Source organism: Cellulomonas sp. NTE-D12 (assembly GCF_027923705.1).
Lineage (GTDB): Bacteria > Actinomycetota > Actinomycetes > Actinomycetales > Cellulomonadaceae > Cellulomonas.
On the sequence record NZ_AP026442.1, the window covers coordinates 2206200 to 2230853 of the forward strand.

Below are 24654 nucleotides of genomic sequence, written 5' to 3' on the forward strand. Positions count from 1 at the left end.
ACTACTTGAGGAAGTCCGGCACGTCCAGGTCGTCGGTCTCGCGACGAGGCGGCTCCTCGGTGAAGACCCGAGGCACCTCGAGGGGACCCGTGAGCGGCCGGGGCTCCGCCTCGGTCGACAGGAAGGCAGGGACCGGCGAGGTGGCCGGCGCCTGGACGGGCTCGAGAGGCTCGGGCACGTAGGTCCGCGGCGCGGGGACGACCGGCGTCTGGTGAGCGCCCGGCAGGGCGGTCGGACGCGCCGCCGCGGCCTGCTGGCCGCCGCCGCTCACCTGGCCGAGGGCCCGCGCGTCCCGTCGCACCTGCGGCGAACCGCCGTCGAAGCCGGCCGCGATGACCGTGACCCGCACCTCGTCGCCGAGCGCGTCGTCGATGACGGCACCGAAGATGATGTTCGCCTCGGGGTGCGCCGCCTCCTGCACCAGTCGCGCGGCCTCGTTGATCTCGAACAGACCGAGGTCCGAACCGCCCTGGATCGACAGCAGCACGCCGTGCGCGCCGTCGATGCTCGCCTCGAGCAGCGGAGACGAGATCGCCATCTCCGCGGCCTGCACCGCACGGTCCTCGCCGCGGGCGAAGCCGATGCCCATCAAGGCGGAGCCGGCGCCCTGCATCACCGACTTCACGTCCGCGAAGTCGAGGTTGATCAGGCCGGGCGTGGTGATCAGGTCGGTGATGCCCTGCACGCCCGAGAGGAGCACCTGGTCGGCGGAGTGGAAGGCGTCGAGGACGCTGACCGAGCGGTCCGAGATCGACAGCAGGCGGTCGTTGGGGATGACGATCAGCGTGTCGACCTCGGCGCGCAGGGCGTCGATCCCGGAGTCCGCCTGGTTGGAGCGGCGCCGACCCTCGAAGGTGAACGGCCGGGTGACGACGCCGATGGTGAGCGCGCCGAGCGAGCGGGCGATCCGCGCGACGACCGGTGCACCGCCGGTGCCGGTGCCGCCACCCTCACCCGCGGTGACGAAGACCATGTCCGCCCCGCGCAGGACGTCCTCGATCTCCTCGGTGTGGTCCTCGGCGGCCTTCTTGCCGACCTCCGGGTCGGCGCCGGCGCCGAGCCCACGAGTCAGCTCGCGACCGACGTCGAGCTTGACGTCCGCGTCGGACATGAGCAGGGCCTGCGCATCGGTGTTGATCGCGATGAACTCGACGCCCTTGAGACCGACCTCGATCATGCGGTTCACGGCGTTGACGCCGCCGCCGCCGATGCCGACGACCTTGATGACCGCCAGGTAGTTCTGCGGAGCTGCCACGGTGGGTGCCTCTCGTTCTCGCGTCGTGCGGGTCGCGGCCGGGCCGCGGTCGCCGCTCCGACACGCGGAGCGTCGCTTCAACCTTCACCCTCAAGTTGAGGGTTAGAGTTATGTCAGGTCTGTCGTCAGTGCGTGACGCTAGGTCCGCACCTCATCCCGATCAACGACCGCGCCGCGCGTGTCGGCGGGTGATCCCTGACCGGCTCTCTCACCGCGTGATCGGCAGGCGCGGCGCCGACACGTCGTAGACGTGCGCTCCCTTGGCCGTCGGCGACGCCCGGAGCGCGGTGAGCACCGCGATCTTCAGGGCCGTCTCCTGGGAGCTGCCCCAGTCCACCTCGACACCGTCGCGCAGGTGCATCGTCACGGTGTCCTGGGTCTGGGCCGCCACGCCCGCGACCTCGGCCAGGAGTGCCGGTGGCAGCTGGCGCAGCACGCCGAGCACGGCCTGCAGCGTACGTGCGTCGTCGGCGGGCACGTCGACGACGGGCAGCCCGGCGGGCGCCGCATCGGCGCGGCCGACCTGGACGCCTTCCTCGTCGAGAAGGGCGAAGCCCGGCTTCGCCGCACCGGCCGGCGCCTGCTTCTCGGGGACGGCCGCCACGGGCTCCCGCGCGACGAGCTGGACGGTGAGCCCGTGCGGCCAGTCGCGCGTGACGCGAGCCTCCCGGACCCCCGGCACCTGGAGCAGCCGGTCCCGCAGCGCCACGGTCCCGAGGCGCGGCAGCGGGACGCCGCTGTCCTTCGCGACGACGGCCCGCACCTGGTCGACGGCCACGACGGTGCCCGCTCCGGCGACGGTCACGTCCGCGGGCCGCAGCGCCAGCACCGGGGACCAGAGCAGCAGCCAGGCGAGTGCGCCGACCACCAGGACGGCAGCCGCCGTGAGGGCGATCTGCCGACGCGCGAGCGTGCGGCGCGCGCGTGCCCGCTCGGCGAAGCGCTGCACCGAGCGCGTGGAGACGACCGGCGGGCGAACCGGGCCTCCGAACCGGCGCACCTGGTACGTGGTGGCCGTCTGGTACCGGCTCCCGGCCGGCGCGGTCGGCAGCGGGGACGGGCCGCTCGCCGCGGGCGATGGCGTGGAGGCGACGGGTTCGGCCGGTGGCACGCCCGTCTCGGCGGGCGGCTCGCGGACCGGTTCGCGGCTCGTGTCGCCGCCGGACGAGCGCGCACCCTCCGGTCGCGCGGTGCTCCGTGGCGTGGTTCGGCTCGGGGTCGGCGGCCGGGTACGCGGTGCAGGTGGGCGGGACGGGCTCATCAGGCGGGCCCCGCAGCACCCTGGTCCGCTCGGCCCGCGCCCAGCCGGGCGTCCAGGGCGGCGAGGACCACGGGTGCCAGCTGCGTCACGTCACCCGCCCCGACGGTGAGCACCAGGTCGCCCGGACGTGCCAGGGCCGCGACGGCGGACGCCGCCTCGGTCCTGCCGGCGACGAACCGGCCGCGACCCGGCGTGGTCATGCGGTCGGTGATCAGGGCACCCGTCACGCCGGGCTCGGGGTCCTCGCGCGCGGCGTAGACGTCGGTGACCACCACGGCGTCGGCGAGCTCGAGCGCGTGCGCGAACTCGTCGGCGAACGTCCGCGTGCGGGAGTACAGGTGCGGCTGGAACAGCACGAGGACCCGGCCGTCGCCGGCCACCTGGCGCGCGGCGCCCAGCAGCGCGGCGATCTCCGTCGGGTGGTGGGCGTAGTCGTCGACCACCCGCACCCCGCCTGCGGTCCCCCGGTCCTCGAACCGCCGTCCCGTGCCCCGGAAGGCACCCAGCGCCTCCGCGGCCGCGGCCGCGTCGAGACCCAGGCGGCGCAGCACGGCCCACGCGGCGGCGGCGTTCAGACCGTTGTGCGCGCCGGGGACGGCGAGCCGCACCACGACCCGCTCGGCGCCTGCGGCGAGCTCGGTCTCCCAGCCCTGCGCCGTGGCCCGGGTGGGACCTACCTGCACGTCGGAACCGGCCGAGCGACCGTAGGTCACCACCTCGACCCCGCGGGCGGCGAGGCGATCCCCGACGGTGCGCACCAGGCGGGCCGCACCGGGGTCGTCGAGGCACGCCACCAGCTGGCCGCCCGGACGGATGCGGTCCGCGAACGCCGCGAAGGCGGCCTCGAACGCCTCCCCGGTCCCGTAGTGGTCGAGGTGGTCCGGCTCGACGTTGGTCACCACGGAGACGAGCGGCCGGTAGGCGAGGAACGATCCGTCGGACTCGTCCGCCTCGGCGACGAACGGTCCGTCGCCGTGCCGGCCGCCACCGACCGGTCCTTGCGCGGTCAGCACCGTGCCGCCGATGGCGAACGACGGGTCCGCCCCGGCGTGCAGCAGCGCGGTCGCCACCATCGCCGACGTGGTCGTCTTCCCGTGCGCACCCGCCACGGCGACGGAGTCCCGACCGGCCATCAGGGCGGCCAGCGCCTGGGACCGGTGCAGGACGCGCAGACCGCCCGCACGCGCGGCCGCCAGCTCCGGGTTGGTCTCCCGTACCGCGGAGGAGATCACGACCGTGTCGACGTCCCGGACCGCCGACGCGTCGTGCCCCACGTGGACCCGGACGCCCGCGTCGCGCAGGCCGGGCAGCGCCGGGCCGTCCTGGGCGTCGGAGCCCGAGACGTCCAGGCCACGGGCGGCCAGCAGCGCCGCGACGGCGGACATCCCCGCACCGCCGACGCCGATCAGGTGCACCCGGCCGAGGGAGTCGACAGAGGGCACGTCGTCGCCCTGCTCCTCCGTACCGGTGGCGCCGCGCTCCGGAGACGCCGACGGCGAGGTCGGCCGTGCGACGGGCGGCAGCTGGTCGAGCACCAGCTGAGCCACCCGCTGCGCCGCGTCACGGACACCCACCGACGCGGCCGCTCGCGCCATCTGCTCCCGCTGCCGCACCGCGCCCGGTCCGACCAGCAGCGGCAGCGCATGGGCGCGCAGCCACGACGCGTCCAGCGCCGTGTCGTCCACCAGGAGGCCACCGCCGGCGGCGACGACCGAGGCGGCGTTGAGGCGCTGCTCCCCGTTGCCGACCGGCAGCGGCACATACACCGCCGGGATGCCGAGGGCAGCGAGCTCGCACACGGTGCCCGCGCCCGCGCGGCCGACCACCAGGTCCGCCACCGCGAGCGCCAGCTCCATCCGGGACAGGTACTCCAGCACGTGGTAGTGCTCCGCGCCGGGGAGGTCCTCCGTGGCCCGGCGGACCGGGTCGGCCTTGCCGCGGCCGGTGAGGTGCAGCACCTGCACGCCGGAACCGAGCAGGTCGCCCGCGGCCGCCGAGACGGCACGGTTGATGCTGAGCGCGCCGAGCGACCCCCCGGTGACCAGGAGCGTCGGGAGGTCGGGATCGAGGCCCAGCTCGTCGGCCGCGCGCCGCCGGACCGCTGCGGGGTCGGTCGCGCGTTCGTCCAGCAGTGCGGCGACCGCAGGGCGCAAGGGCAGGCCCGTCACCTGGGCGTGGGGCAGCACGGTTCCCGGGAACGTCACCGCGACGGCACGCGCCCACCGGGCTCCGAGCCGGTTCGCCAGGCCCGGCCGGGCGTTCTGCTCGTGCACCACGACGGGCAGCCCCCGGTGGCGCGCTGCGAGGTACGCCGGGGTGGAGACGTAACCGCCGAAACCCACGACGACCTGCGCCCCGGCGTCCTCCAGCGCGGACGTGGCGGCTCCGACCGCGGCGCGCAGCCGCGCGGGCAGGTGCAGCAGCGCCCCGCTCGGGCGCCTCGGCAGCGGGACACGGGGGACGATGGCGAGCGGCAGGCCGTAGGCGGGCACCAGGTCCGACTCGAGGCCCTCGCGGGTGCCGAGCACGGTGATCCGGATGCCGGGACGCGCGGCGCGCAGCGCGTCGGCGACCGCCAGCAGCGGGTTGACGTGGCCCGCGGTGCCGCCACCGGCGAGCAGGACCGAGCCCGGGTCGTCAGCCACGCGCGCGCCCCAGGACGGCCAGCGACCGGCGCACCACCGACGGTCGGGCTGCGAGCGCCTCGGCGGCACCCGGTTCCGAGCGGGCGAACGCCAGCACCACGCCGATCGCGGCCATCGTCATGATCAGGGCTGAACCTCCGGCGGACACGAGCGGCAGCGGGACGCCGATCACGGGCAGCAGTCCGATCACCACGGCGATGTTGATCATCGCCTGGCCGACGATCCAGCACAGGATCGCGCCCGTGGTGATGCGGGCCATCGGGTCGGGGTGCCGCCGGATCACGCGGACCATCGCGAAGGCGAGCAGCGCGAACAGGGCCAGCACCAGCAGGGTGCCGATCAGGCCGAGCTCCTCACCGATGATCGCGAAGATGAAGTCGTTGTGCGCGGCCGGCAGGTACGACCACTTCTCGCGGCTCTCCCCCAGGCCGAGGCCGCCCCAGCCGCCGCTCGCGAGCCCCCAGCCGCCGTGCAACGTCTGGTAGCACTCGTTCTGCACGTCGCAGCTGCCGGACAGCCAGGACCGGATGCGGCCGACGCGGTTGTGGCCGAGGGTGACCAGCGGGATGACCGCCGCGACGCCGCCGACGATCAGCGTCACCAGGTACCGGCGCGGCACCGCGGCGATCCACATCGCACCGAACAGGAGAAGCAGCAGCACCATCGCGGTACCCAGGTCCTGGCCGAGCAGGACCGTCCCGATCGGGATGATGCCCCCGATCGGGATGACGGGGACCAGGGCGTGCTGCCAGCGGTGCAGCAGCGGCAGCTTGCGGGCGAGCACCGCGCCGAGCCACAGCGCGAGGGCCAGCTTCAGCGCCTCGGACGGCTGACCGGAGAAGCCCGGGAGGCACACCCAGTTCTGGTTGCCGCCCGCCCCGCAGCCGAGGCCGGGCACGAACACCATCATCTGGAACACGACGCCGGCGGCGAGCGCGGGCCAGGCCAGCTTGCGCAGCACCCGCACCGGCAGCCGCGACGCGATCAGCATCAGCGGCAGTCCGATCAGCGCGAACTTGGTCTGGTCCAGGAAGACCGCGTACGCCGAGTTGCCCTTCTGCAGGGACTCGACGCTGGAGCTCGACAGCACCATCACCAGGCCGATCACCAGCAGCAGGGCCGACGACCCCGCCAGCACGTAGTAGCTGGTCACGGCGCTGTTCCAGTGCCCGAGCGCGGAACGACGCCGCGCCGGGTCCGCCGCGACGGCGTCCGCCTGGGCGGAGACCACGGGGTTCACGACTGCCCGGACAGGCCCCGGACGGCGGCAGCGAAGGCGTCGCCGCGCTCCGCGTAGGACGTGAACTGGTCCATGGACGCGCACGCGGGGGCGAGCAGCACGTTCACCGGGGTACCGGCGGGCGCCTGGGCGGCGAGCCGCTCGGCGGTCTGCACGGCACGGGTCATCACCGGTTCAGTGTCACCGGCGACCACCTCGACCACCGGGACCTGCGGCGCGTGTCGGGCCAGGGCGTCCCGCAGCGGTGCGCGGTCCACACCGATCAGCACGACGGCGCGGAGCCGGTCGCGGCGCTGCTGCACGAGCTCGTCGAACGTGGCGCCCTTCGCGAGCCCGCCGGCGATCCACACCACGCTCGCCTCGCCGAACGCCGCGAGGGAGGCGGCGGCGGCATGCGCGTTCGTCGCCTTCGAGTCGTCGATCCAGGCGACCGAGCCGCGCTGCGCGACGGTCACGATGCGGTGCGCCCCCGGTGCGAAGGCGCGCAGGCCGTCACGGACGTCGGCCGGCGCGACGCCGTGGGCCAGGGCCAGCGCGGCAGCCGCCAGGGCGTTGGACACCACGTGCGGCGGCACCTGCCCGTCCGGACCGGCCAGCTGCGCGAGGTCGTCCAGGGTCGCCAGCTCCTGGGCGTGCGTGTGCCGCAGCCGCGCGAACCCCCGGTCGACCAGCACGTCCTCGACCACACCGACCTGACCGACCGACGGCACGCCGAGGGTGAACCCGACGGCGACGGCGCCGTCGACCACGTCCGCCTCCTCGACCAGCCGTCGCGTCACCGGATCGGCCGCCGAGTACACGCAGGCCCGCTCCACCCGGTCGAGCACGCGCCCCTTGTCGGCCGCGTACGCCTCCATCGAGCCGTGCCAGTCGAGGTGGTCCGCCGCGACGTTGAGCACGGCCGCCGCCTGCGCCGCCATGCTGCTGGTGAAGTGCAGCTGGAAGCTGGACAGCTCGACGGCCAGCACGTCGTTGGCGGGGTCGGTCGCGGCGAGCACCAGCGGGTTGCCCACGTTGCCGGCGGCGACCGCGTGCTCACCGGCGGCCCGCAGGATCGACTCCAGCATCCCGACCGTCGTCGTCTTGCCGTTGGTGCCCGTGACGGCCAGCCAGGGCGCCGGCCCCGCGCCGTCCGCACGGTCGACGCGCACCCGCCAGGCCAGCTCGACCTCGCTCCAGACCGGTACGCCGCGCTCGACGGCAGCCGCGAGCAGGGGGTGCCGCGGCTGCAGGCCCGGAGAGGTCACGACGAGGTCGACCTCCGCGAGACCGTCGCGCGACAGGAAGTCGTCCGCGTCGTGCTCGTCCGCGTTACCGGGCCGGTCGTCGAACGTCCGCACCTGCGCCCCGAGCCGCTCGAGCACCTGCACGGAGGCACGCCCCGACAGACCGAGACCCGCCACCAGCACCCGCGCACCGGCCAACGTGACGTCCGGCGTGCCCGGTGACGCTGCCCTCGGACCGTCCACGCCGTCCGCCGAGCCGTCCACCGACGTCCGCACCTACCCCGCCACCCATTCCCCGTAGAACAGCCCCACGCCGAGAGCCACGAACAGCCCGGCGATGATCCAGAACCGGATCACGATCGTCACCTCGCCCCACCCCGACAGCTCGAAGTGGTGGTGCAGCGGCGCCATCTTCAGCACACGTCTGCCGGTCGCCTTGAAGAAGCCGATCTGGACCACGTCCGACATCACGATCACGACGAACATCCCACCCAGGATCGCCGCGAGGATCTCGGTGCGTGTGAGGATCGAGAACCCCGCCAGCGCGCCGCCGAGGGCGAGGGAGCCGGTGTCGCCCATGAAGATCTGCGCGGGGCTCGCGTTCCACCACAGGAAGCCGAACAGCGCCCCCGTGATCGCGGCGGCGACCACGGCGAGCGCGAGCGGGTCCCGGGTCTCGTAGCAGCGCGGGCCCACCGAGCCGAGGATCTGGCAGGACTGCTTGAACTGCCACACGCCCACCACCACGTAGGCGCCGAAGACGATGAGCGAGACGCCGGTCGCGAGGCCGTCGAGGCCGTCGGTCAGGTTGACCGCGTTGGACCAGGCCGTGATCAGGAAGTTCGCCCAGACGACGAACAGGACGAGACCGATCGCCGCGCCCGCGAACGCCAGGTTCAGGTCCGTGTCACGCACGAACGAGATGTGGGTCGAGGCCGGCGTCCGGAACCGCGCGTTGGGGAACTGCAGCGCGGCGACGGCGAAGGCGATCCCGACCACGCCCTGGCCGACGATCTTCGCCGCCGGTGACAGCCCGAGACTGCGCTGCCGGGAGATCTTGATGAAGTCGTCGAGGAACCCGACGACGCCGAGCCCCGCCATGAGGAACAGCACGAGGATCGCCGACGCCGAGGGCGCCGTGCCGGTGAGGAGCAGGCCGGCCAGCCAGCCCACGATCGTCGCGACGATGATGACGACCCCGCCCATCGTCGGCGTGCCGCGCTTGGTGAAGTGCGCGGTGGGACCGTCCTGCCGGATGAACTGCCCGTAGCGCCGGCGCACCAGGAACCGGATCAGCAGCGGCGTGCCGAGCAGCGCGGCGACCATGGACACGCCGCCGGAGATCAGGACCGCCTTCACTCGCCTGCTCCGACCAGCCGGTCGCCGAGCTGCCAGAGCCCGGCACCGTACGACGACTTGACCAGCACGACGTCGCCGGCGCGCAGCTCCTGGGCGAGGAACTGCTCGGCCGCGTCGATGTCGTCCGCCAGCACCACCTCGTCGCCCCACGAGCCCTCGTGGTTCGCACCGTCGCGGATCGCTCGCGCACCGTCCCCGACCACCACGGTCAGCCCGATGTTGAGCCGGACGACGAGCCGCCCGATCGCGTCGTGGGCCTGCCGCGCCTCGGCACCGAGCTCGAGCATCTCGCCGAGGACCGCCACCGAGCGGCGGTCGCGGCCGGCGAGCTGCGCGAGGGCCTTCAGCGCGGCGCGCATCGAGTCCGGGTTGGCGTTGTAGGAGTCGTCGACCACGGTGACGCCGTCCGGACGGTCCACCACGTGCATCCGGTGGGGGCTCAGGGCGTCCGCCGACGAGAGCCCCGCGGCGACGTCGGCCAGCTCGAGCCCGCCGACCAGCCCGGTGGCGGCCGCCGCCAGCGCGTTGTGCACGTGGTGCTCCCCCACCAGCCGCAGCCGCACGGACGCCGACCGTGGGGCGCGCGTGGTGCGAGCGTCGACCAGCGTGAACGCCGCCCGCCCCCGCTGGTCGAGCGTCACGTCGGTGGCGCGCACCTGCGCGGCCGGCGACGTGCCGAAGGTCACCACCGGTCCGGGGGCGAGCTCCGCCATCGCCATCACGCGGTGGTCGTCGGCGTTCAGCACCGCGACGCCGTCGGACCGAAGACCGCGGACCAGCTCGGACTTGGCCCGAGCCGTCGCCTCGACACCGCCGAACTCGCCGAGGTGGGCGGCGCCCACGACGAGCACGACGGAGACGTCCGGCGGCGCGATCTGCGTGAGGTACTCGATGTGCCCGATGCCGGACGCGCCCATCTCGAGCACCAGGTGCGTCGTCGCCTCGTCCGCACGCAGCACCGTCAGCGGCAGGCCGATCTCGTTGTTGAACGAGCGCACCGGCGCGACCGTCGGCCCGTCGGCCGCGAACAGCTGCGCCAGCAGGTCCTTCGTCGTCGTCTTCCCGACCGACCCGGTCACGGCCACGACCTGCAGCGCTGCACCGACCGGCTCGGCCGCGGCCTCGCGCAGCCGGGCGAGCACCTCACGGGCCAGGGCGCCGAGCGCCACCGTCACGTCGTCCACCAGCACGGCGGGCAGGGTTCCTCCTGCCGGGTGCGGCACGTCGTGCGCCGCGAGCACCAGCACCGCGCCCGCCTCCACCGCCCGCGCCGCGAACGCGTGCCCGTCGACGTGCTCGCCGGGCAGCGCGACGAAGAGCGCACCCGGGAGCACCTCACGCGAGTCCGACACCACCGGACCGCTGACGACGGTCCCCGGGTGCACCCCGGACAGCACGCCTCCCGTCGCGGCCGCGACCTCGGCCGCCGTGAGGGCGATCACGCGTGCAGCCCGGATGCCGCACCGGCCGCGGCGAGCCGCTCGTCCCGGACGGCGGTCAGCACGTCTCGGTCGTTGTAGCGGTGGAACACCCCCGCGACCTCCTGAGTCGGCTCGTGCCCCTTGCCCGTGATGATCACCGTGTCCTCGTCGCCTGCCAGGTCGAGGGCGCGCCGCACGGCGTCGGCACGGCTGGTCGTCACCTCGAGCACGTCCACAAGATCGGGTCGCTGCGCGCGGGCACCCTCCAGGATGGCCGCCCGGATCGACGCCGGGTCCTCCGAACGCGGGTTCTCGTCGGTCACGACGACGACGTCCGCCAGCCGCGCCGCGATCTCGCCCATCATCGGCCGCTTGCCGCGGTCCCGGTCGCCGTCGGACCCGAGCACGATCACCAGGCGCCCCGGCGTGATCGGCCGGACGGCCTCCAACGCCAGCACCAGCGCGTCCGGCGTGTGGGCGTAGTCCACCAGCGCCAGCGGGAAGCCGCCGCCGCGCTCGATCACGCGCTCCATCCGGCCGGGGATCTCGTGCGCGTGCGCGACCGCCTCGATCGCGGTCGGCAACGGCACGCCCGCCGTGTGCGCCAGCACCACCGCCGTCGCGGCGTTGGAGACGTTCACCAGTCCCGGCAGCGGGCTGGCGGCCTGGTGCCTCGCGCCGTCGGGCCCTCGGAGCACGAAGCTCGAGCCGACGCCGTCGAGCCCTATCTGCGCCTCGACCACCGCCCAGTCGGCCGTCTCGCCCACCGGGTCCCCGACGTGGGTCGCGACCGTCTGCACCGGGATCGGTGCGGAGGCGGCCAGGCGCCGGCCCCACTCGTCGTCGACCACGACCACGCCGCGTCGCGCCTGGTCGGTCGCGAACAGCCGCGACTTGTCGGCGAAGTACGTCTCCATGTCGCCGTGGAAGTCGAGGTGGTCGCGCTGCAGGTTGGTGAAGCCCACCACGTCGAAGACCAGACCGCGGACGCGGCCCAGTGCGAGCGCGTGCGACGAGACCTCGGTGCTCATCGCCGTCGCGCCCCGTTCCGCCGCCAGCGCGAGGATCGCGTGCAGGACCGGCGCCTCGACCGTCGTGCGGGGGCTCTCGATCGCCTCGTCCCCGATCCGCAGCTCGACCGTGCCGAGAACGGCCGTGACGGCGTGCACGGCGCGCAGCGCCGCGTCGACGAAGTACGTGGTGGTCGTCTTGCCGTTGGTCCCGGTGACCCCGACGGTGACCAGTCCCGCGCCAGGGTCTCCGTGGACCCACGCGGCCACCGGGCCCGCAAGGCCACGCGGATCGGCCGCGACGAGCACGGGAACCCGTGCCGCCACACCGGCGGCGACGGCTGCCGCCAGCCCCGCGTCGTCGGTCAGCACCGCGACGGCGCCCGCGTCGACGGCCTGCGCGGCATACCGCGCGCCGTGGACGGTGAACCCGGGGACGGCGACGAAGAGGTCGCCCGGCTGCACGTCGCCGCTGGCCATGCTGACCCCGCTGATGACTTTCCCGGCGACCGGAACACCCTCCGCCACCAGGGCGAACGCCTCGACCAGGTCGTCCACCCGACGGGCCGGGGGACTGAGCGGACGCATCCGTCCCTGGGGGGAGGTCATGGGGAGAATCTACCCGGCCGCTCTCGTCGGCCCGCTCACCAGGTCGTCGGGAACAAGGAGGCCTTGGTCCCCGACGGCGCCACGCCGAGCTCGGACAGCGCGAACCCCGCGACGTCGCTGAACACCGGCGCGGCGATCGTGCCGCCGTAGATGTCGGTCTTCGGGTTGTGCACGAAGACGCCGACCACCAGGCGCGGAGCGTCCGCCGGGACGACGCCGATGAAGGACGCGGTGATGCCGTTGGACTGCATGTCCTGGGCGGTTCCCGTCTTGCCGGCGACGCGGTAGCCCGGGATCGAGGCGGCCGCGCCGGTCCCGTCGTCGACGACGCTCTCGAGCATGGTCAGCACGGTCTGCGCGGTCTGCTCCGAGACCGCCCGCTGCGGCGCTGCCGTGGTGACGGGCGTGTACGTGCCGTCCGCCGAGGTCCACCCGTCGATCAGGTGGGGCTGCGGCCGCACGCCCTTGTTCGCGATCGTCGCGTAGACGTTCGTCGCCTGGATGGCGGTCACGGCAACACCCTGGCCGAAGAGCACCGTGTACTGGGTCCGGCCGTCCCACTGGTTGGCCGGGTGCAGGATGCCCGCCGACTCGCCCGGCAGCTCGATGCCCGTCGGGCTGCCCAGCCCGAACCTGCGCATGAAGTCGTAGCGCTGGTCCTTGGACAGCTGCTGGCCGACCATCACGGTCCCCGAGTTGGAGGACTCGGCCAGGATGCCCGTGGTGGTCCACTGCTCGGTCGGGTGCGGGTGGGAGTCCGTGAAGCTCTGCCCGTTCGGCGCCGTGTACTGGTACGGCACCGAGAACTGGGACGTCGGTGTCGCGAGGCCGCTCTCCAGCAGCCCGGACATGGTGATCACCTTGCCGGTGGAACCGGGTTCGAAGACGTCGGACACCGCTCGCGAGAGGGCGCCGCCGGCCGCTGCCCCGGGCTTGTTGGGGTCGATCGAGCCCGAGTCGGCGAGCGCGAGGAGCGCTCCGGTCGTGGCGTCCTCGACGACGATCTCGATGGTGTCCGCCCCCGTGGCCGCCTTCTGCGCATCGGCGGCCGCCTGGGCCTTCCACTGCAGGTCGGACAAGATGGTCAGCCGCGCGGAGTCGCCCGCCTTGGCGGGAGAACCGGTCGAGTACCCGCCCGGGATCGCCTGCCCCCCTGCGCCACGCTCGTACGTCTCCGAACCGGCGGTGCCGGTGAGCCGGCTGTTGAGGGTCGCCTCGAGGCCCTGCAGGCCCTTCCCGTCGGCGTTGACGAACCCGACGATGTTCCCCGCCAGCGTCCCCTTGGGATACACCCGGTCGGCGACCTTCTCCACCATCACGCCGTCGATCCGCAGGGCCTGCACGGACCGGGCGACCTCCGGGAGCACACCCTTGGCCACGTACCGGAACGTCGAGCTGCCCGCCAGCTCACCGCCCAGCTCGGCCGGGTTCACGCCCAGCACCGGGGCGAGGCGCGCCGCGACGCCGGCGGCGCCGTCGGGCGCCCCAGTCCCACCCGTGCTGCGGTACTTCGCGATCGTGCGCTGGTTGACGGAGATGTCGTAGCGCTCGACGGAGGTGGCGAGAGGCACACCCGCGGCGTCGGTGATCTGACCACGCTGCCCGAGCACCGTCACGGACGACAGGCGCTTCTCCAGGGCCACCTTGGCGATCGCCGGACCGGCGATGCCCTGGACCCACACCAGCCGCCCGGCGAACGTCGCGAGGACCAGGACCAGGACGACGACGAGCGCGGTGACGCGGCCACGCGGGCCTGCCTCGCGCACCGGCCGGGGGCCGCGCTGGGTCGGCACCTGCAGCAGCCGCGCCGCCTCACCGACCACGCGCCGACCGGCCGGGGTTCGGGCCGCGGTCCTCGCCATGCCCGCCACGGTGCCACGGCGAGGCTGACGTCCGGTCGCGCCGCGCGGGACCGGACGACCGGCACCGCGTGACGACGCCGGCGTGCGCGTCGGCGTGCTCATCCCGCCGCAGCCGGCGCCGGCGCGCCCTGGACGGAGCCGTCGGACAGCCGCAGCCAGCCCGTGCCGTTGGCCGGCACCATCCCGATGCCGCGCGCCGCCTGGGCCAGGCTGGCCGGCGCGGACCGTGCGTCGAGCTGCGCGACGAGGTCGAGCTGGTCCTGCTGCAGGCGACCGAGGCGGCTGGTCAGCGACGAGCGCTCGAACGCGCCACCCGCCATCGACGTGTTGAGCAGCAGGGCGGACAGCAGCGCCGCACCGAGGATCGCCATGCAGAGGAAGACGAACGGCACGCGGGTGCGCGCCTGCTGCGGCGCCCGGACCACGCGCAGCCGAGGGCGTGCGGCCGGCGCGGGACGGGGTGCCAGGGAGACGGGCGTGCCCGCCCGCAACGGCGATGCGCTCATGCGGCGGCTCCTCTCGAGGACGTGCGGCCCGGTAGCAGGTGTGTCGGCGTGGCTCGCAGGCGTTCCGCGGCGCGCAGCCGGACGGACTGGGCGCGGGGGTTCGTGGCCACCTCGTCCGGGCCGGCGAGCTCGGCACCCCGGGTCAGCAGCCGCAGGTACGGCGCGTGGTCGGCCGGCTCCACCGGTAGCCCGGCCGGCGCGCTCGAGTTGGCACCGACGGCGAGCTCCCGCTTGACCAGCTTGTCCTCGAGCGACTGGTACGCCTCGACGACGATGCGCCCTCCGACGGCGAGCGCCTCGACGGAGGCGGGCAGCGCACGGGCCAGGGCGTCCAGCTCGCCGTTCACCTCGATGCGCAGGGCCTGGAACGTGCGCTTGGCGGGATGGCCGCCCTGCGCCCGGGCCGCGGCCGGGATCGAGGCGCGCACGACGTCCACCAGCTCGCTGGTGCGCGTCAACGGCCGCCGGCTGCGCTCGCGCACCACCGCGCGGGCGATGCGCGGCGCGAACCGCTCCTCGCCGTAGGTGCGCAGCACGCGGACCAGCTGCTGCTCGTCGTAGGTCGCCAGCACGTCCGCCGCCGTCGGTCCGGTGCTCGGGTCCATGCGCATGTCCAGCGGAGCGTCGTGGGCGTAGGAGAAGCCCCGTTCGGCCTCGTCGAGCTGCAGCGACGAGACGCCGAGGTCCATCAGGACGCCCTGCACCAGGTCGATGCCGAGGCCGTCGAGCACCGCCCGCACCTCGTCGTAGACCGCGTGGACCGCCGTGAAGCGGTCGCCGAAGGGAGCCAGCCGCCGGCTGGCCAGCTCGAGCGCCTGCGGGTCCCGGTCCAGACCCACGACCCGCGCCTGCGGGAACGCACGAAGCACACCCTCGGTGTGACCGCCCATGCCGAGCGTGGAGTCCACCATCACGGCGCCCGGGTTGCCGAGCGCCGGCGCGAGCAGCTCGAGGCAGCGGGCCAGGAGGACGGGGACGTGCCGGGCTGCGGTGTCGTCGGTCGGCTGCTCCACGGCGCTCTCCTCTCCTGGTCCTGGTCGGGTTCCGGGCCGGGCGTCCGGCGCGAGCTCTCGGGGTACTGCCTGTCGGTGTGCTCTCGGTGCTGGTGCTGCGAGTCGTTGCTGGTCGGAGGCCCTCCACCGTCCGACCAGATCCCCCACCGGCTGTGCTGGCGCCGGGGAAGTGCGTCAGCACGGACGGGAGGAGGTCTCGCCGGGCGGTCGGGTGGAGCTGCGGGCTTCGTGCGGTGGTGCGGACTGCGGTGGTGCGGACTGCGGTGGTGCGGACTGCGGTGGTGCGGACTGCGGTGGTGCGGACTGCGGTGGTGCGGACGAGGTGACGGTCAGATGCCTTGCGGGAACACCTCCTCGGCGGTCTCGGCGTACTGCGCCTCCTGCTCGGCCAGGTACGTCTCCCACGCCTGCAGGTCCCAGAGCTCGACGCGGTTGCCGGCGCCGATCACGGCGACGTCGCGGTCGAGGCCGGCGTACTTGCGCAGCACCGGCGGGATGGAGATGCGGCCCTGCTTGTCCGGGAGCTCGTCGCTCGCCCCCGACAGCAGCACACGCAGGTAGTCACGGGCCTGCTTGCTGGTGACCGGGGCGGCCTGGGCGTGCTCGTGCATCCGGCGGAACTCGTCCAGCGGCAGCAGGAACAGGCAGCGCTCCTGACCCCGGGTCAGCACCAGACCCGGGGCCAACCGGGCGCGGAACTTGGCGGGCAGGATCAGCCGCCCCTTGTCGTCCAGCCGGGGTGTGTACGTGCCCAGGAACGGCGCGACGGAGCCCAGGACCCCGCCGAACGGCTCCTCGGACACCACGCCTCCCCTCGCCCGAGCACTCCCGACCTCACCACCGCGCACCACGCTACTCCACTTCCCTCCACCGAGCCGGGTAGGCGACGGCTTTTTCACCCCTCCTGGCGGGCGAATTCGCAGGTCAGTCGCGGTGGTGGAAAGTGGAGGGCGCCACGCGGCGGAGATCGCTCGGTCGGGCGACGACGACCGCGCCGACCCGCACCGCGGCGGTCTCGCCGCCCCACGCGCTCGGCGCTACGCCGTCTGCGACGTGGGGACGTGGCCTGCGCGCCACGCACGTCGGGCGCACCCGCTCAGGTGGAGGGAAGTGGGGCGGGCAAGTGCGCCGGCCGACGCGCTGCGGGATCGGTGGCACCGCACGTAGGCTCAGCCCACCTGCCCTGCGAGGAGGAGCGATGACGACCGACGTGCCATCCGGGTCGCAGCTGGACGACGTCGTCCACGTCACGGGCCGGATGCGCGCAGGGATCGAGTCGGTCATCACCGGACGCCCGGACCTGGTCCGAGTCAGCCTGGCGGTCCTCCTGGCAGAGGGCCACCTGCTCCTGGAAGACGTGCCGGGGGTGGGCAAGACCACCCTGGCCAAGGCGATCGCCCGGTCGATCGACTGCACGGTGGGCCGGATCCAGTTCACCCCGGACCTGCTGCCGAGCGACCTGACCGGCGTGAACATCTACCGGACCCAGACGCACGAGTTCGAGTTCCGCCCGGGTCCGGTCTTCGCCCACGTCGTGATCGGCGACGAGATCAACCGCGCCTCCCCCAAGACGCAGTCGGCGCTGCTGGAGTGCATGCAGGAAGCGCAGGCGACCGTCGACGGTCGCTCGTACCCGCTGCCCCGGCCCTTCCTCGTCGTCGCGACCCAGAACCCCGTGGAGATGGAGGGGACGTACCCGCTCCCCGAGGCACAGCGGGACCGCTTCATGGCGCGCCTCGCGGTCGGTTACCCGAGTGTCGAGTCGGAGCTCGAGATGCTCGACATCCAGGAGCGGTCCGACCCGATCGACGAGCTGCGTCCGGCCACCGACGCCGAGCACGTCGCCGCGATGATCGAGGTGGTCCGGCGCCTGTACGCCTCCGCCGCGGTGAAGCGTTACGTGGTCGACCTGGTCGGGGCGACGCGGGACGACCCAGGCCTTCGGCTCGGCGCCTCGCCGCGCGCTGCCATCCAGCTGCTCCGTGCCGCCAAGGCGGTGGCCGCCATGGCCGGTCGGGACCACGTGCTCCCGGACGACGTGCAGCAGCTCGCGGTACCGGTCCTGGCGCACCGCCTGCTCCCGAGCACGGAGTCGCGCCTGTCCGGGCGCACCACCGCGCGGATCGTCGAGGACGTCGTCGAGCGGACGCCGCTGCCCGCACCGGCCGCCACCTCGGCCCGGGTGCGTCGCGCGGCAGGCTGATGGTCCCGCGGCCGACCGTCCGGGGCTGGGCGCTCGTCGCGGGCGGCCTGCTCGCCATGGTGCTCGGCGCCCTCCTGGGCGCGGTCGACCTGGTGCGCATCGGCGTCGTCGCCCTGGTCCTGGTCGCTGGTGCCGAGGTCGGCGTGGCCGTCACCGTCCCGGGGCGCGGACGGCACCGGATCGAGGTGCGTCGGTCCGTCGAGCCGAACCCGGTGCACGTCGGTGAGGACGCCGACGTGCAGGTGGACGTGCTCGCGCCGGACTCCGGGGCCCGCGTGCGGCTCGCCGGCCTCCGGTTCGCCGAGCAGGCTGCGACGGAGCTGTCCGGCGGCCGCCCGTTGCGGGCGAGGGTGACCCGCTCTCCCGGGCGGGTGACCGTGCGCTACCCCGTGCGGGCGACCCGACGCGGCCGATGGCCGATCGGCCCCCTCGTCGTGACCCACGGTGACCCCTTCGGCGTGGTGCGCTCCCCCGCGACCCTGGGTGGGGCGGCCGACGTGGACGTCTGGCCGGAGGTCGTCGCGCTGCCGCCGCCGAGCGACGTCCTGGTCGACGAGCCGGATCGCGTGACCCTCGGGGCGCGCACCCCGTCGCCCGACGACGCGGCCCTGCGCGACTACCGGGAGGGCGACGACCTGCGACGCGTGCACTGGCGCAGCAGCGCACGGCGCGGGGCCCTGCTGGTGCGCTCGGACGAACGGGCAGGCATGAGGCCGGTCAGCGTGCTGCTCGACCAGCCCGTCCGGTCCAAGACGCTCGAGTGGTCCATCTCGTTGGCCGCCTCGATGGCGCTGGCGATGCTCGAGGGCGGGCACCCGGTGCGCCTCGTCGGCCTCGAGCCGACCACCGGCGACGACGTGTCGGAGATCCCCGAGTTCGTGCACTCCCGCAGCGGTCCGCAGGCGCGTGCCACGCTGCTGAACCGGACGATCGACCTGGTGGGGCCCCGCACCGACGCGGAGGCGGAGCAGCGTCTGCTCGACGGGGTGCGGCTGCTCGAGACGGCCGAGGGTGGCGCGGAGATGGTCCTCGCCGTGCTCGGACCGCTGTCGGCACGCGCTCGAGCGGCGCTGGTGCACGCCAGCAGCTCCTCGCACAGCTGGGCCGTGGTGCGGACGGACGGCCGGAACCCGGCCGAGGCCGCCGGTGCCGAGCACACGGTCCGGGCACTGCAGCGCGCCGGCTGGCGGGTCGGTCGCGCGACGGTCGGTGAGGACCTGATGGTCTGCTGGCGACGCCTGCTCGGGAGCGCGGCGTGACGACCGCCGACCGCGTCGAGGGAAACACTCGAGGCTGGCTCTCGTCGGCCCTCTGCGCGCTGGCCACGTGCGCAGCTCTGGTGGCCCTCGGTCGGCTCATCCAGCCGGGCCGCTGGCCGGCGGTCGCCTGCGTCGCGGTGATCCTCCTGGCGGCGGTCATCGCCGCCGTCCGCTCGCTCACGGGCTCCCCCTGGGTGCCGACGGTCGTCGGCGCCGTCGTCGCCTTCGCCGGCCTCGTCGTGCGGTACGGCGCACCGCCCGGGGGTACCCAGGTGCTGCCGACGCCGGACGCCGTGCGGCGCACGTGGGCGCTGGCAGGCGAAGGTGTCGCCCTGATCCAGGGCTCGTTGGTGCCGATGCCGTCGAACCGGTCGGCAGAGGTGCTGGTCGTCGCTGGCGCGGCGGCGGTGCTGCTGCTCGTCGACGCGCTCGCGCTCGGAGCCGGCGCGCCCGCGCTCGTGGCGCTCCCCCTGAGCGCCCTGTGGGTGCCCGCCGTGGTGCTCGGCTACCCGGCGTCCGGCTGGGCCGTCTTCTGGACGGGCCTGGCGTACCTGATGCTGCTGGCGCTGACCACGGCACCCGGAGGTCCGCAGGCCGACCTGGTCCGTCGCTCGAGCACGGCCTTCGCCGCCGCGGCCGGGGCGGTGGTGCTCGCGCTCGTCGCGGCGCCTGCCGTCGCGGCGTTCCCCGGCTGGTCGAGCGTGCGGCTGCCGACCCTCGGCGACGGTCCGAGTGGTCCGCTGGTCCTCTCGAGCAACCTGGACCTGCGCGACAGCCTCGGCTCCCGGTCCAGCCAGGTGGTGCTCCGCTACACGGTGTCCCGCCCTGCACCGCAGGACGGCTCCGGACCCAGCCCGGCCGCGACGTCCGCGGTGCCGTTGTCGATCGGTCCCCTGCGTGCCTTCACGCTCAGCTCGTTCGACGGTCGCCAGTGGTCCCGAGCCGGCGACGGCCCGGTGTTCCCGTTCGACGGCGGGTCGTGGCTCGGCACCGACTCCGCGACCCCGGACCCCGCCAGGGAGCTCGACGTGCAGGTCCGGCTCGAGTCCCTGCGCGAGACCCGCCTGCCCATCACCACCTTCCCGCGCACGGTGGCGGTCGACGGCACCTGGCGGTACGACCCGCAGCGCGACGAGGTCGTCGGGACCCAGGCCACCGCCGCGGGTCAGACGTACTCGATGCAGGTCGAGGTGCAGGACCTCAGCGCCGACCAGCTCATCGCCGCCGGTGCCGGTGCGCCGTCGGGCAGCGAGAACTACCTGCAGGTGCCTGCCACCCAGCACCTCGCGGACATCACGGCGCGCGCCGACCAGATCGTCGGGAACGCCACGACGGCCTACGACAAGGCGATGGCGCTGCAGCAGTACTTCCGCTCCGGGGCGAACTTCACCTACGACACCAAAGTGCCTCCGGCGACGTCCCAGGACGCCGTGTGGGACTTCCTGCAGTCCCGGCGGGGCTACTGCGTCCAGTTCTCCTCGGCGATGACGCTGATGGCGCGCATCCTCGGCATCCCGGCACGCGTCGCCGTCGGCTTCCTGCCGGGGACGCAGACCGGCAACGACGGCGAGTACGTGGTCACCGGCAAGCAGGCGCACGCCTGGCCCGAGCTGTACTTCGCGGGCTACGGATGGGTCCGGTTCGAGCCGACACCGGCCGTCCAGACGGGTGCACCCCCGGCCTGGAGCGACCCGTACGTCCGCTCGACCGGCCCCGGTGCGCAGGGTCCCAACGACCTCGGCCGCGCCGGCCAGGCCGCGACCGGTGGCGCGACCGGCGCCCCGGCGCCGGCGCCGCACCAGACGGTGACCACCACCGTCCACGGCAGCTGGGTGCCGACGGCGGTCACGATGGGACTGGTCCTGCTCGCCGCCGCCGCTGCGCTGCTCGTGTGGCGGCGCCTCCGGCGCCCTCCGGAGCTCAACGCCGAACGGGCGTGGCACACGCTACGGCGCCGCCTCGCGAAGCGGCACATCACGTGGGCCGACTCGACCACCCCACGGGGTTGCGTCCGCGCGGTCCAGGACACGCTGCTGGAGCTGACCGGGCGCGAGCTCCAGGGCGCTGCGTTGGAGAGCCTCACCGAGCTTGCGCGGACGGTCGAGGACGAGCGCTACGCACCTGCCCAGAGCCCACGGACGTCGAGCCAGCTCCATCACTGGATCGGCGAGACCCTCCGCGGGGTCGACGAGCTGGTCAGCGACCGCCTTGGTCGCGCCGCCGCTCCCAGCGGGCCTCCAGCCGGGCCATGAAGCCCTGCTTCGAGACGGACTTCCGCACCGGCCGGTGCACCTTGCCGTCCGTGCCCACCACTCCCTGAGGGCCGGCTGACCGCCGGGGCATCGCGAAGGCGAGTGCGACCGAGGCGAACATCAGCACGAAGCCGATCGCCCCGAGCCACGGCTTCGAGTTCGCCGCACCGAGGACCAGCAGCAGCAGCCCGACCACGGCGCCCGTGCCCGTGAGGACGAACCGCACCACGGGACGGCGTCGGCGCTGGGTGAGGGTGTTCGCCAGACGCGGATCATCTGAAGCGAGCTGGCGCTCCATCTGCTCGAGCACTCGCTGCTCGTACTCGGAGAGTGGCATGGCGACCTCCGATGCACCGATGGACCACGGCCTCTGGTCGCCTCAGGATAGATCGACCGGCACGAAGGTGGTAGTCGAGCGAGCGGGCGCCGCCTCGGCCGAGCCCGTCCGGATGGCCTGGGTGCCGAAACGGGAACGAACGGCGTCCATGGCCCGCTCGGCATCTCGACGCCCCGAGGTCTGCGCCGCGGCCTCCTCGAGAGTCGGCTGACGGACGGTCGTGGCGGCAGGTGAGAGCCCTTCCGCACGGACGCCGACCAGCCGGACCGGAAGACCGCCGAGGTCGACGCCGGCGAGCAGGGCGCGTGCCGCCAGGTAGATCTCGCGGCCGACGTCGGTGGGCGTGGTGAGCGTCCGGGCACGGCTCAGCGTCCGGAAGTCGGAGGTCCGCACCTTGATCGCGACGGTGCGCGCGACCATTCCGTGCCTGCGCAGCCGGGCCGCGCACCGGTCCGCCAGCTCCAGGACCTTGGTCTGCACCACGGCGAGGTCGGACACGTCCGCGACGAACGTCTCCTCGGCGCCGATCGACTTCTCCTCGCGGCCCGGCTGCACCGGACGAGGGTCCCGGCCCCACGCGAGGTCGTAGAGGTGCTCACCCGCCACCTTGCCGACCGCCCGTCGCACGGTGTCCACCTCGCTGTCCGCCAGCTCGGCGACCGTCCTGATGCCCCACCGGGCCAGCGCCGCCTCCGTCCGCTCGCCGACGCCCCACAGCGCGCCGACGGGAAGGATCCGCAGGAAGTCCACGGTCGCCGCCCGGGGCACGAGGAGAACCCCGTCGGGCTTGGCGTGGCCGGACGCGAGCTTGGCGACGAACTTGGTCGACGCGATGCCGACGGAGCACGTGATGCCGTAGCGCTCCCGCACCCGGGTGCGGATCAGCGCCGCGATCGCCGTGGGTGGTCCGATGCGACGCCGCGCACCGGCCACGTCGAGGAACGCCTCGTCGACGCTCACCTGCTCCACGAGCGCGGTCACGTCGCGGAGCACCGACATCACGCCCTCGGACACCTCGTGGTACGCGTGGTGGTCGGGCGGGACGACGACGGCCTGCGGGCACATGCGCAGAGCCGTGGACATCGGCATCGCGGAGTGGACGCCGAACGCCCGCGCCTCGTAGGTCGCGGCCAGCACGACCCCTCGCTGGGCACCGCCCACGATCACGGGCAGCCCGCGCAGCTGTGGTCGACGCGCAAGCTCGACGGAGGCGAAGAACGCATCCATGTCGACGTGGAGGATGGTGCACCCGTCCTCCTCGCTGCCCCAGTCCCGCTTGGCCGCGGCGGACCGGGGACCGCGACTCATGAGGCCCTCGCGGCATGGGCCTCGCCGTCGAGATACGTCCGCACCACGTCGACGAAGTCCTCCGCCTCGACGAGCGCCTGCTCGGCACGAGCACCGGTGACGAGGTCGAACCGACCCGCCTCGACCGCCGCCCGCAGCGGCGCCGCGTCCGCGAAGACCGCCCCCCACCGGCTCAACGACGGCGCGACGGAGCCGAGCTGGCCCCACACCGTGCGAGGCGCCGAGCGCCCAGCCGGTGCGCCCTCGGCCGCGACGACGGCCGCCGCGGCCCGCACGGCCGCGAGGTGCGCGTGGGACAGCTGCTCCCACGGCTCGGCGGAGAACTGAGCCGCCACGAGCTCAGCGTCGGCGCGGGCGAGCAGCTGACGGACGCGCGACGGAACCGGGGCACCGCCTGTGGTCACCGACCTCGGACTCGTCGCTCTCATCGCCGCACCTCCCGCCCTCATCATCGAACAGGTGTTCGATCGCCGTCAACCCGGACGGTACGCTGGCCACGTGCCGCCATCCCCGGGGCGTCCCCGACGGCGCCCACCCTCGCACCGACCACCCACACGGTCCGTGCCGAGCGACGAGCGGTGGCCGCAGGAGCCGGTGCGGATCAGCACGGGGACGGCGCAGGTGGTCCGGACGGCCGACGACCCGGACGGCGTCACGCTCCTGGTCAACGGCGTGCCGAGCTCGCACCTGGACCTCGCCGACCCCACGCGGCTCGAGTTCGAGTACATGCAGCAGATGACGGCCGTGCTGGACGCCTTCCGGCCTCCGCCCGCCGCGCTCACGGTGGTGCACCTGGGCGCCGGCGCCTGCGCGCTCGCGCGAGCCGTGCACGCGGCGCGGCCCGAGTCGCGGCAGCTGGCCGTGGAGCTGGACGGGCAGCTGGCGGCGCTGGTGCGCAGCTGGTTCGACCTGCCGCGGTCCCCCGCGCTGCGGATCCGGGTCGGCGACGCACGCACCGAGCTGGGCCGCCTGCCGGACGCCTCGGCGGACGTCGTCGTCCGCGACGTGTTCGCCGGCGACCGCACCCCCGACCCGCTCACCACTGCCGAGCTGACCGCGGACGTGAGCCGGGTGCTGCGGCCCGGCGGTCTCTACCTCGCCAACTGCGCCGACCGTCCACCGCTCACTCTGGCACGCTCGGAGGTGGCGACGGTCGCCTCGGTGTTCACCCACGTCGCCGCCATCGCCGAGCCGGCTCAGCTCAAGGGGCGCCGGTACGGCAACGTCGTCCTCGCGGCGACCGACGCGTCCGCCGTGCTGGACTCCCCCGCGCTGGCCAGGGCGCTGCGGTCCCTCCCCGTGCCGGCGCACCTGCTGCACGGCACGGAGCTGAGCGGCTTCGCGGGCCGGGCACCCGTCCGCCACGATGTGGACGAGGCACCACGCCCCTGACCGCCGGACACACGTCGGGGCCGCACCCCCACGAGGTGCGGCCCCGTCGTTCTGGTTGTGGTCCTCTACCGGAAAGCCCCGCAGGGGCTGCCGATCAGAGGGGACGGACGTGCTCGGCCTGCGGGCCCTTCGCGCCCTGCGTGATCTCGAACTCGACGCGCTGGCCCTCGTCCAGCGACCGGTAACCCTGGGTGTCGATCGCCGAGTAGTGGACGAAGACGTCGGCGCCGCCGCCGTCCTGGGCGATGAACCCGTAGCCCTTCTCGGCGTTGAACCACTTGACAGCACCCTGTGCCATGTCCTGATTCCTTCTGTCCCACCGGTGACGGCGCAGGCCCGCTGCCTCCGCCGTGCCGCAATGCCTCACGTGCTGCCCCGGGGTGGCACAGCCAAGCGCCGGTCAAGCGTCCGTACGTCACTGCAACGCAGGCATCCTTGCACGTGGGACGTGACGCACGCCACGGTTCTGGGACGAACGGACCTCGCTCCACGCAAC

Annotated in this window: 20 protein-coding genes; 4 read left to right on the forward strand and 16 right to left on the reverse strand. The window is 74.1% G+C overall.

The genetic code is table 11. The features are described 5' to 3' along the window. Position 1: 1 nt before the first annotated feature. The 12 genes from ftsZ to mraZ all read right to left on the reverse strand — a co-directional run bounded on the left by ftsZ (position 2) and on the right by mraZ (position 16183). Entirely contained in the window at positions 2-1255 is a 1254-nt protein-coding gene (gene ftsZ / locus QMF98_RS10205) for a cell division protein FtsZ (RefSeq protein WP_337972953.1), read from the reverse strand. A 208-nt stretch (positions 1256-1463) separates the two neighbouring features. Further along, positions 1464-2366 (reverse strand): cell division protein FtsQ/DivIB, encoded by a 903-nt coding sequence (locus QMF98_RS10210; protein WP_337972954.1) that lies wholly within the window; start codon positions 2364-2366, stop codon positions 1464-1466. A 149-nt stretch (positions 2367-2515) separates the two neighbouring features. Beyond that, positions 2516-5161 carry a UDP-N-acetylmuramate--L-alanine ligase gene (murC, locus tag QMF98_RS10215; RefSeq protein WP_337972955.1) on the reverse strand — a complete coding sequence of 882 codons (2646 nt, stop codon included), beginning with the start codon at positions 5159-5161 and terminating at the stop codon, positions 2516-2518. Next, complete coding sequence (gene ftsW, locus QMF98_RS10220; protein WP_337972956.1) at positions 5154-6392, reverse strand: putative lipid II flippase FtsW; 1239 nt, start codon at positions 6390-6392, stop codon at positions 5154-5156. The genes murC and ftsW overlap by 8 nt, the downstream gene beginning before the upstream one ends. Before the next feature lie 5 nt (positions 6393-6397). Continuing rightward, positions 6398-7891: a UDP-N-acetylmuramoyl-L-alanine--D-glutamate ligase gene (murD, locus tag QMF98_RS10225; protein ID WP_490715605.1), complete on the reverse strand. Its 1494-nt coding sequence runs from the start codon at positions 7889-7891 to the stop codon at positions 6398-6400. Positions 7892-7903: 12 nt separating this feature from the next. Then, complete coding sequence (gene mraY / locus QMF98_RS10230) at positions 7904-8986, reverse strand: phospho-N-acetylmuramoyl-pentapeptide-transferase (RefSeq protein ID WP_337972957.1); 1083 nt, start codon at positions 8984-8986, stop codon at positions 7904-7906. Then, entirely contained in the window at positions 8983-10428 is a 1446-nt protein-coding gene (locus QMF98_RS10235; protein ID WP_337972958.1) for a UDP-N-acetylmuramoyl-tripeptide--D-alanyl-D-alanine ligase, read from the reverse strand. Before QMF98_RS10235 ends, mraY begins: the two co-directional genes overlap by 4 nt. Then, complete coding sequence (locus QMF98_RS10240; RefSeq protein ID WP_337972959.1) at positions 10425-12026, reverse strand: UDP-N-acetylmuramoyl-L-alanyl-D-glutamate--2,6-diaminopimelate ligase; 1602 nt, start codon at positions 12024-12026, stop codon at positions 10425-10427. The genes QMF98_RS10235 and QMF98_RS10240 overlap by 4 nt, the downstream gene beginning before the upstream one ends. Positions 12027-12061: 35 nt before the next feature. Then, positions 12062-13888 carry a peptidoglycan D,D-transpeptidase FtsI family protein gene (locus QMF98_RS10245; protein WP_337972960.1) on the reverse strand — a complete coding sequence of 609 codons (1827 nt, stop codon included), beginning with the start codon at positions 13886-13888 and terminating at the stop codon, positions 12062-12064. A gap of 98 nt (positions 13889-13986) precedes the next feature. Then, positions 13987-14394 (reverse strand): cell division protein FtsL, encoded by a 408-nt coding sequence (gene ftsL / locus QMF98_RS10250; RefSeq protein ID WP_263732312.1) that lies wholly within the window; start codon positions 14392-14394, stop codon positions 13987-13989. Beyond that, entirely contained in the window at positions 14391-15407 is a 1017-nt protein-coding gene (gene rsmH, locus QMF98_RS10255) for a 16S rRNA (cytosine(1402)-N(4))-methyltransferase RsmH (protein ID WP_337972961.1), read from the reverse strand. Before rsmH ends, ftsL begins: the two co-directional genes overlap by 4 nt. 329 nt (positions 15408-15736) lie before the next feature. Continuing rightward, entirely contained in the window at positions 15737-16183 is a 447-nt protein-coding gene (gene mraZ / locus QMF98_RS10260; protein ID WP_337975604.1) for a division/cell wall cluster transcriptional repressor MraZ, read from the reverse strand. A gap of 422 nt (positions 16184-16605) precedes the next feature. On the opposite strand from mraZ, the gene QMF98_RS10265 reads away from it, so the two are divergent. From QMF98_RS10265 to QMF98_RS10275, 3 genes are read left to right on the forward strand one after another with little or no spacing between them, the layout of a single operon-like run. Further along, positions 16606-17610, forward strand: a complete 1005-nt coding sequence (locus tag QMF98_RS10265) for an AAA family ATPase (RefSeq protein ID WP_337972962.1) — start codon at positions 16606-16608, stop codon at positions 17608-17610. Continuing rightward, the gene (locus QMF98_RS10270; protein WP_337972963.1) at positions 17610-18869 is read left to right on the forward strand and encodes a DUF58 domain-containing protein; all 1260 of its coding nucleotides are present in this window, start codon (positions 17610-17612) and stop codon (positions 18867-18869) included. Before QMF98_RS10265 ends, QMF98_RS10270 begins: the two co-directional genes overlap by 1 nt. Next, complete coding sequence (locus QMF98_RS10275; RefSeq protein ID WP_337972964.1) at positions 18866-21121, forward strand: transglutaminase TgpA family protein; 2256 nt, start codon at positions 18866-18868, stop codon at positions 21119-21121. The genes QMF98_RS10270 and QMF98_RS10275 overlap by 4 nt, the downstream gene beginning before the upstream one ends. On the opposite strand, the gene QMF98_RS10280 is transcribed toward QMF98_RS10275, so the two are convergent. From QMF98_RS10280 to QMF98_RS10290, 3 genes are read right to left on the reverse strand one after another with little or no spacing between them, the layout of a single operon-like run. Then, positions 21066-21458, reverse strand: coding sequence for an SCO2097 family morphological protein (locus QMF98_RS10280; protein WP_337972965.1), 393 nt, complete (start codon positions 21456-21458; stop codon positions 21066-21068). The genes QMF98_RS10275 and QMF98_RS10280 overlap by 56 nt on opposite strands. Positions 21459-21500: 42 nt before the next feature. Continuing rightward, a complete protein-coding gene (gene dinB, locus QMF98_RS10285) occupies positions 21501-22766 on the reverse strand; it encodes a DNA polymerase IV (protein WP_337972966.1) in 1266 nt (421 codons plus the stop codon). Next, positions 22763-23194, reverse strand: a complete 432-nt coding sequence (locus tag QMF98_RS10290; protein WP_291758595.1) for an SAV_6107 family HEPN domain-containing protein — start codon at positions 23192-23194, stop codon at positions 22763-22765. Before QMF98_RS10290 ends, dinB begins: the two co-directional genes overlap by 4 nt. 133 nt (positions 23195-23327) lie before the next feature. On the opposite strand from QMF98_RS10290, the gene QMF98_RS10295 reads away from it, so the two are divergent. After that, entirely contained in the window at positions 23328-24158 is an 831-nt protein-coding gene (locus QMF98_RS10295) for a spermidine synthase (protein ID WP_337972967.1), read from the forward strand. Positions 24159-24252: 94 nt separating this feature from the next. On the opposite strand, the gene QMF98_RS10300 is transcribed toward QMF98_RS10295, so the two are convergent. Further along, on the reverse strand, positions 24253-24456 hold the full coding sequence (locus tag QMF98_RS10300; protein ID WP_263732321.1) for a cold-shock protein: 204 nt from the start codon (positions 24454-24456) through the stop codon (positions 24253-24255). Between the last annotated feature and the right edge of the window lie 198 nt (positions 24457-24654).

Bases quoted from the DNA above. Each gene is read 5' to 3' on its own strand.
- QMF98_RS10240 (WP_337972959.1), bottom strand. From the start codon at position 12,026: ATGACCTCCCCCCAGGGACGGATGCGTCCGCTCAGTCCCCCGGCCCGT.
- QMF98_RS10245 (WP_337972960.1), bottom strand. From the start codon at position 13,888: ATGGCGAGGACCGCGGCCCGAACCCCGGCCGGTCGGCGCGTGGTCGGT.
- ftsL (WP_263732312.1), bottom strand. From the start codon at position 14,394: ATGAGCGCATCGCCGTTGCGGGCGGGCACGCCCGTCTCCCTGGCACCC.
- QMF98_RS10265 (WP_337972962.1), top strand. From the start codon at position 16,606: ATGACGACCGACGTGCCATCCGGGTCGCAGCTGGACGACGTCGTCCAC.
- QMF98_RS10270 (WP_337972963.1), top strand. From the start codon at position 17,610: ATGGTCCCGCGGCCGACCGTCCGGGGCTGGGCGCTCGTCGCGGGCGGC.
- QMF98_RS10280 (WP_337972965.1), bottom strand. From the start codon at position 21,458: ATGCCACTCTCCGAGTACGAGCAGCGAGTGCTCGAGCAGATGGAGCGC.
- dinB (WP_337972966.1), bottom strand. From the start codon at position 22,766: ATGAGTCGCGGTCCCCGGTCCGCCGCGGCCAAGCGGGACTGGGGCAGC.
- QMF98_RS10290 (WP_291758595.1), bottom strand. From the start codon at position 23,194: ATGAGAGCGACGAGTCCGAGGTCGGTGACCACAGGCGGTGCCCCGGTT.
- QMF98_RS10300 (WP_263732321.1), bottom strand. From the start codon at position 24,456: ATGGCACAGGGTGCTGTCAAGTGGTTCAACGCCGAGAAGGGCTACGGG.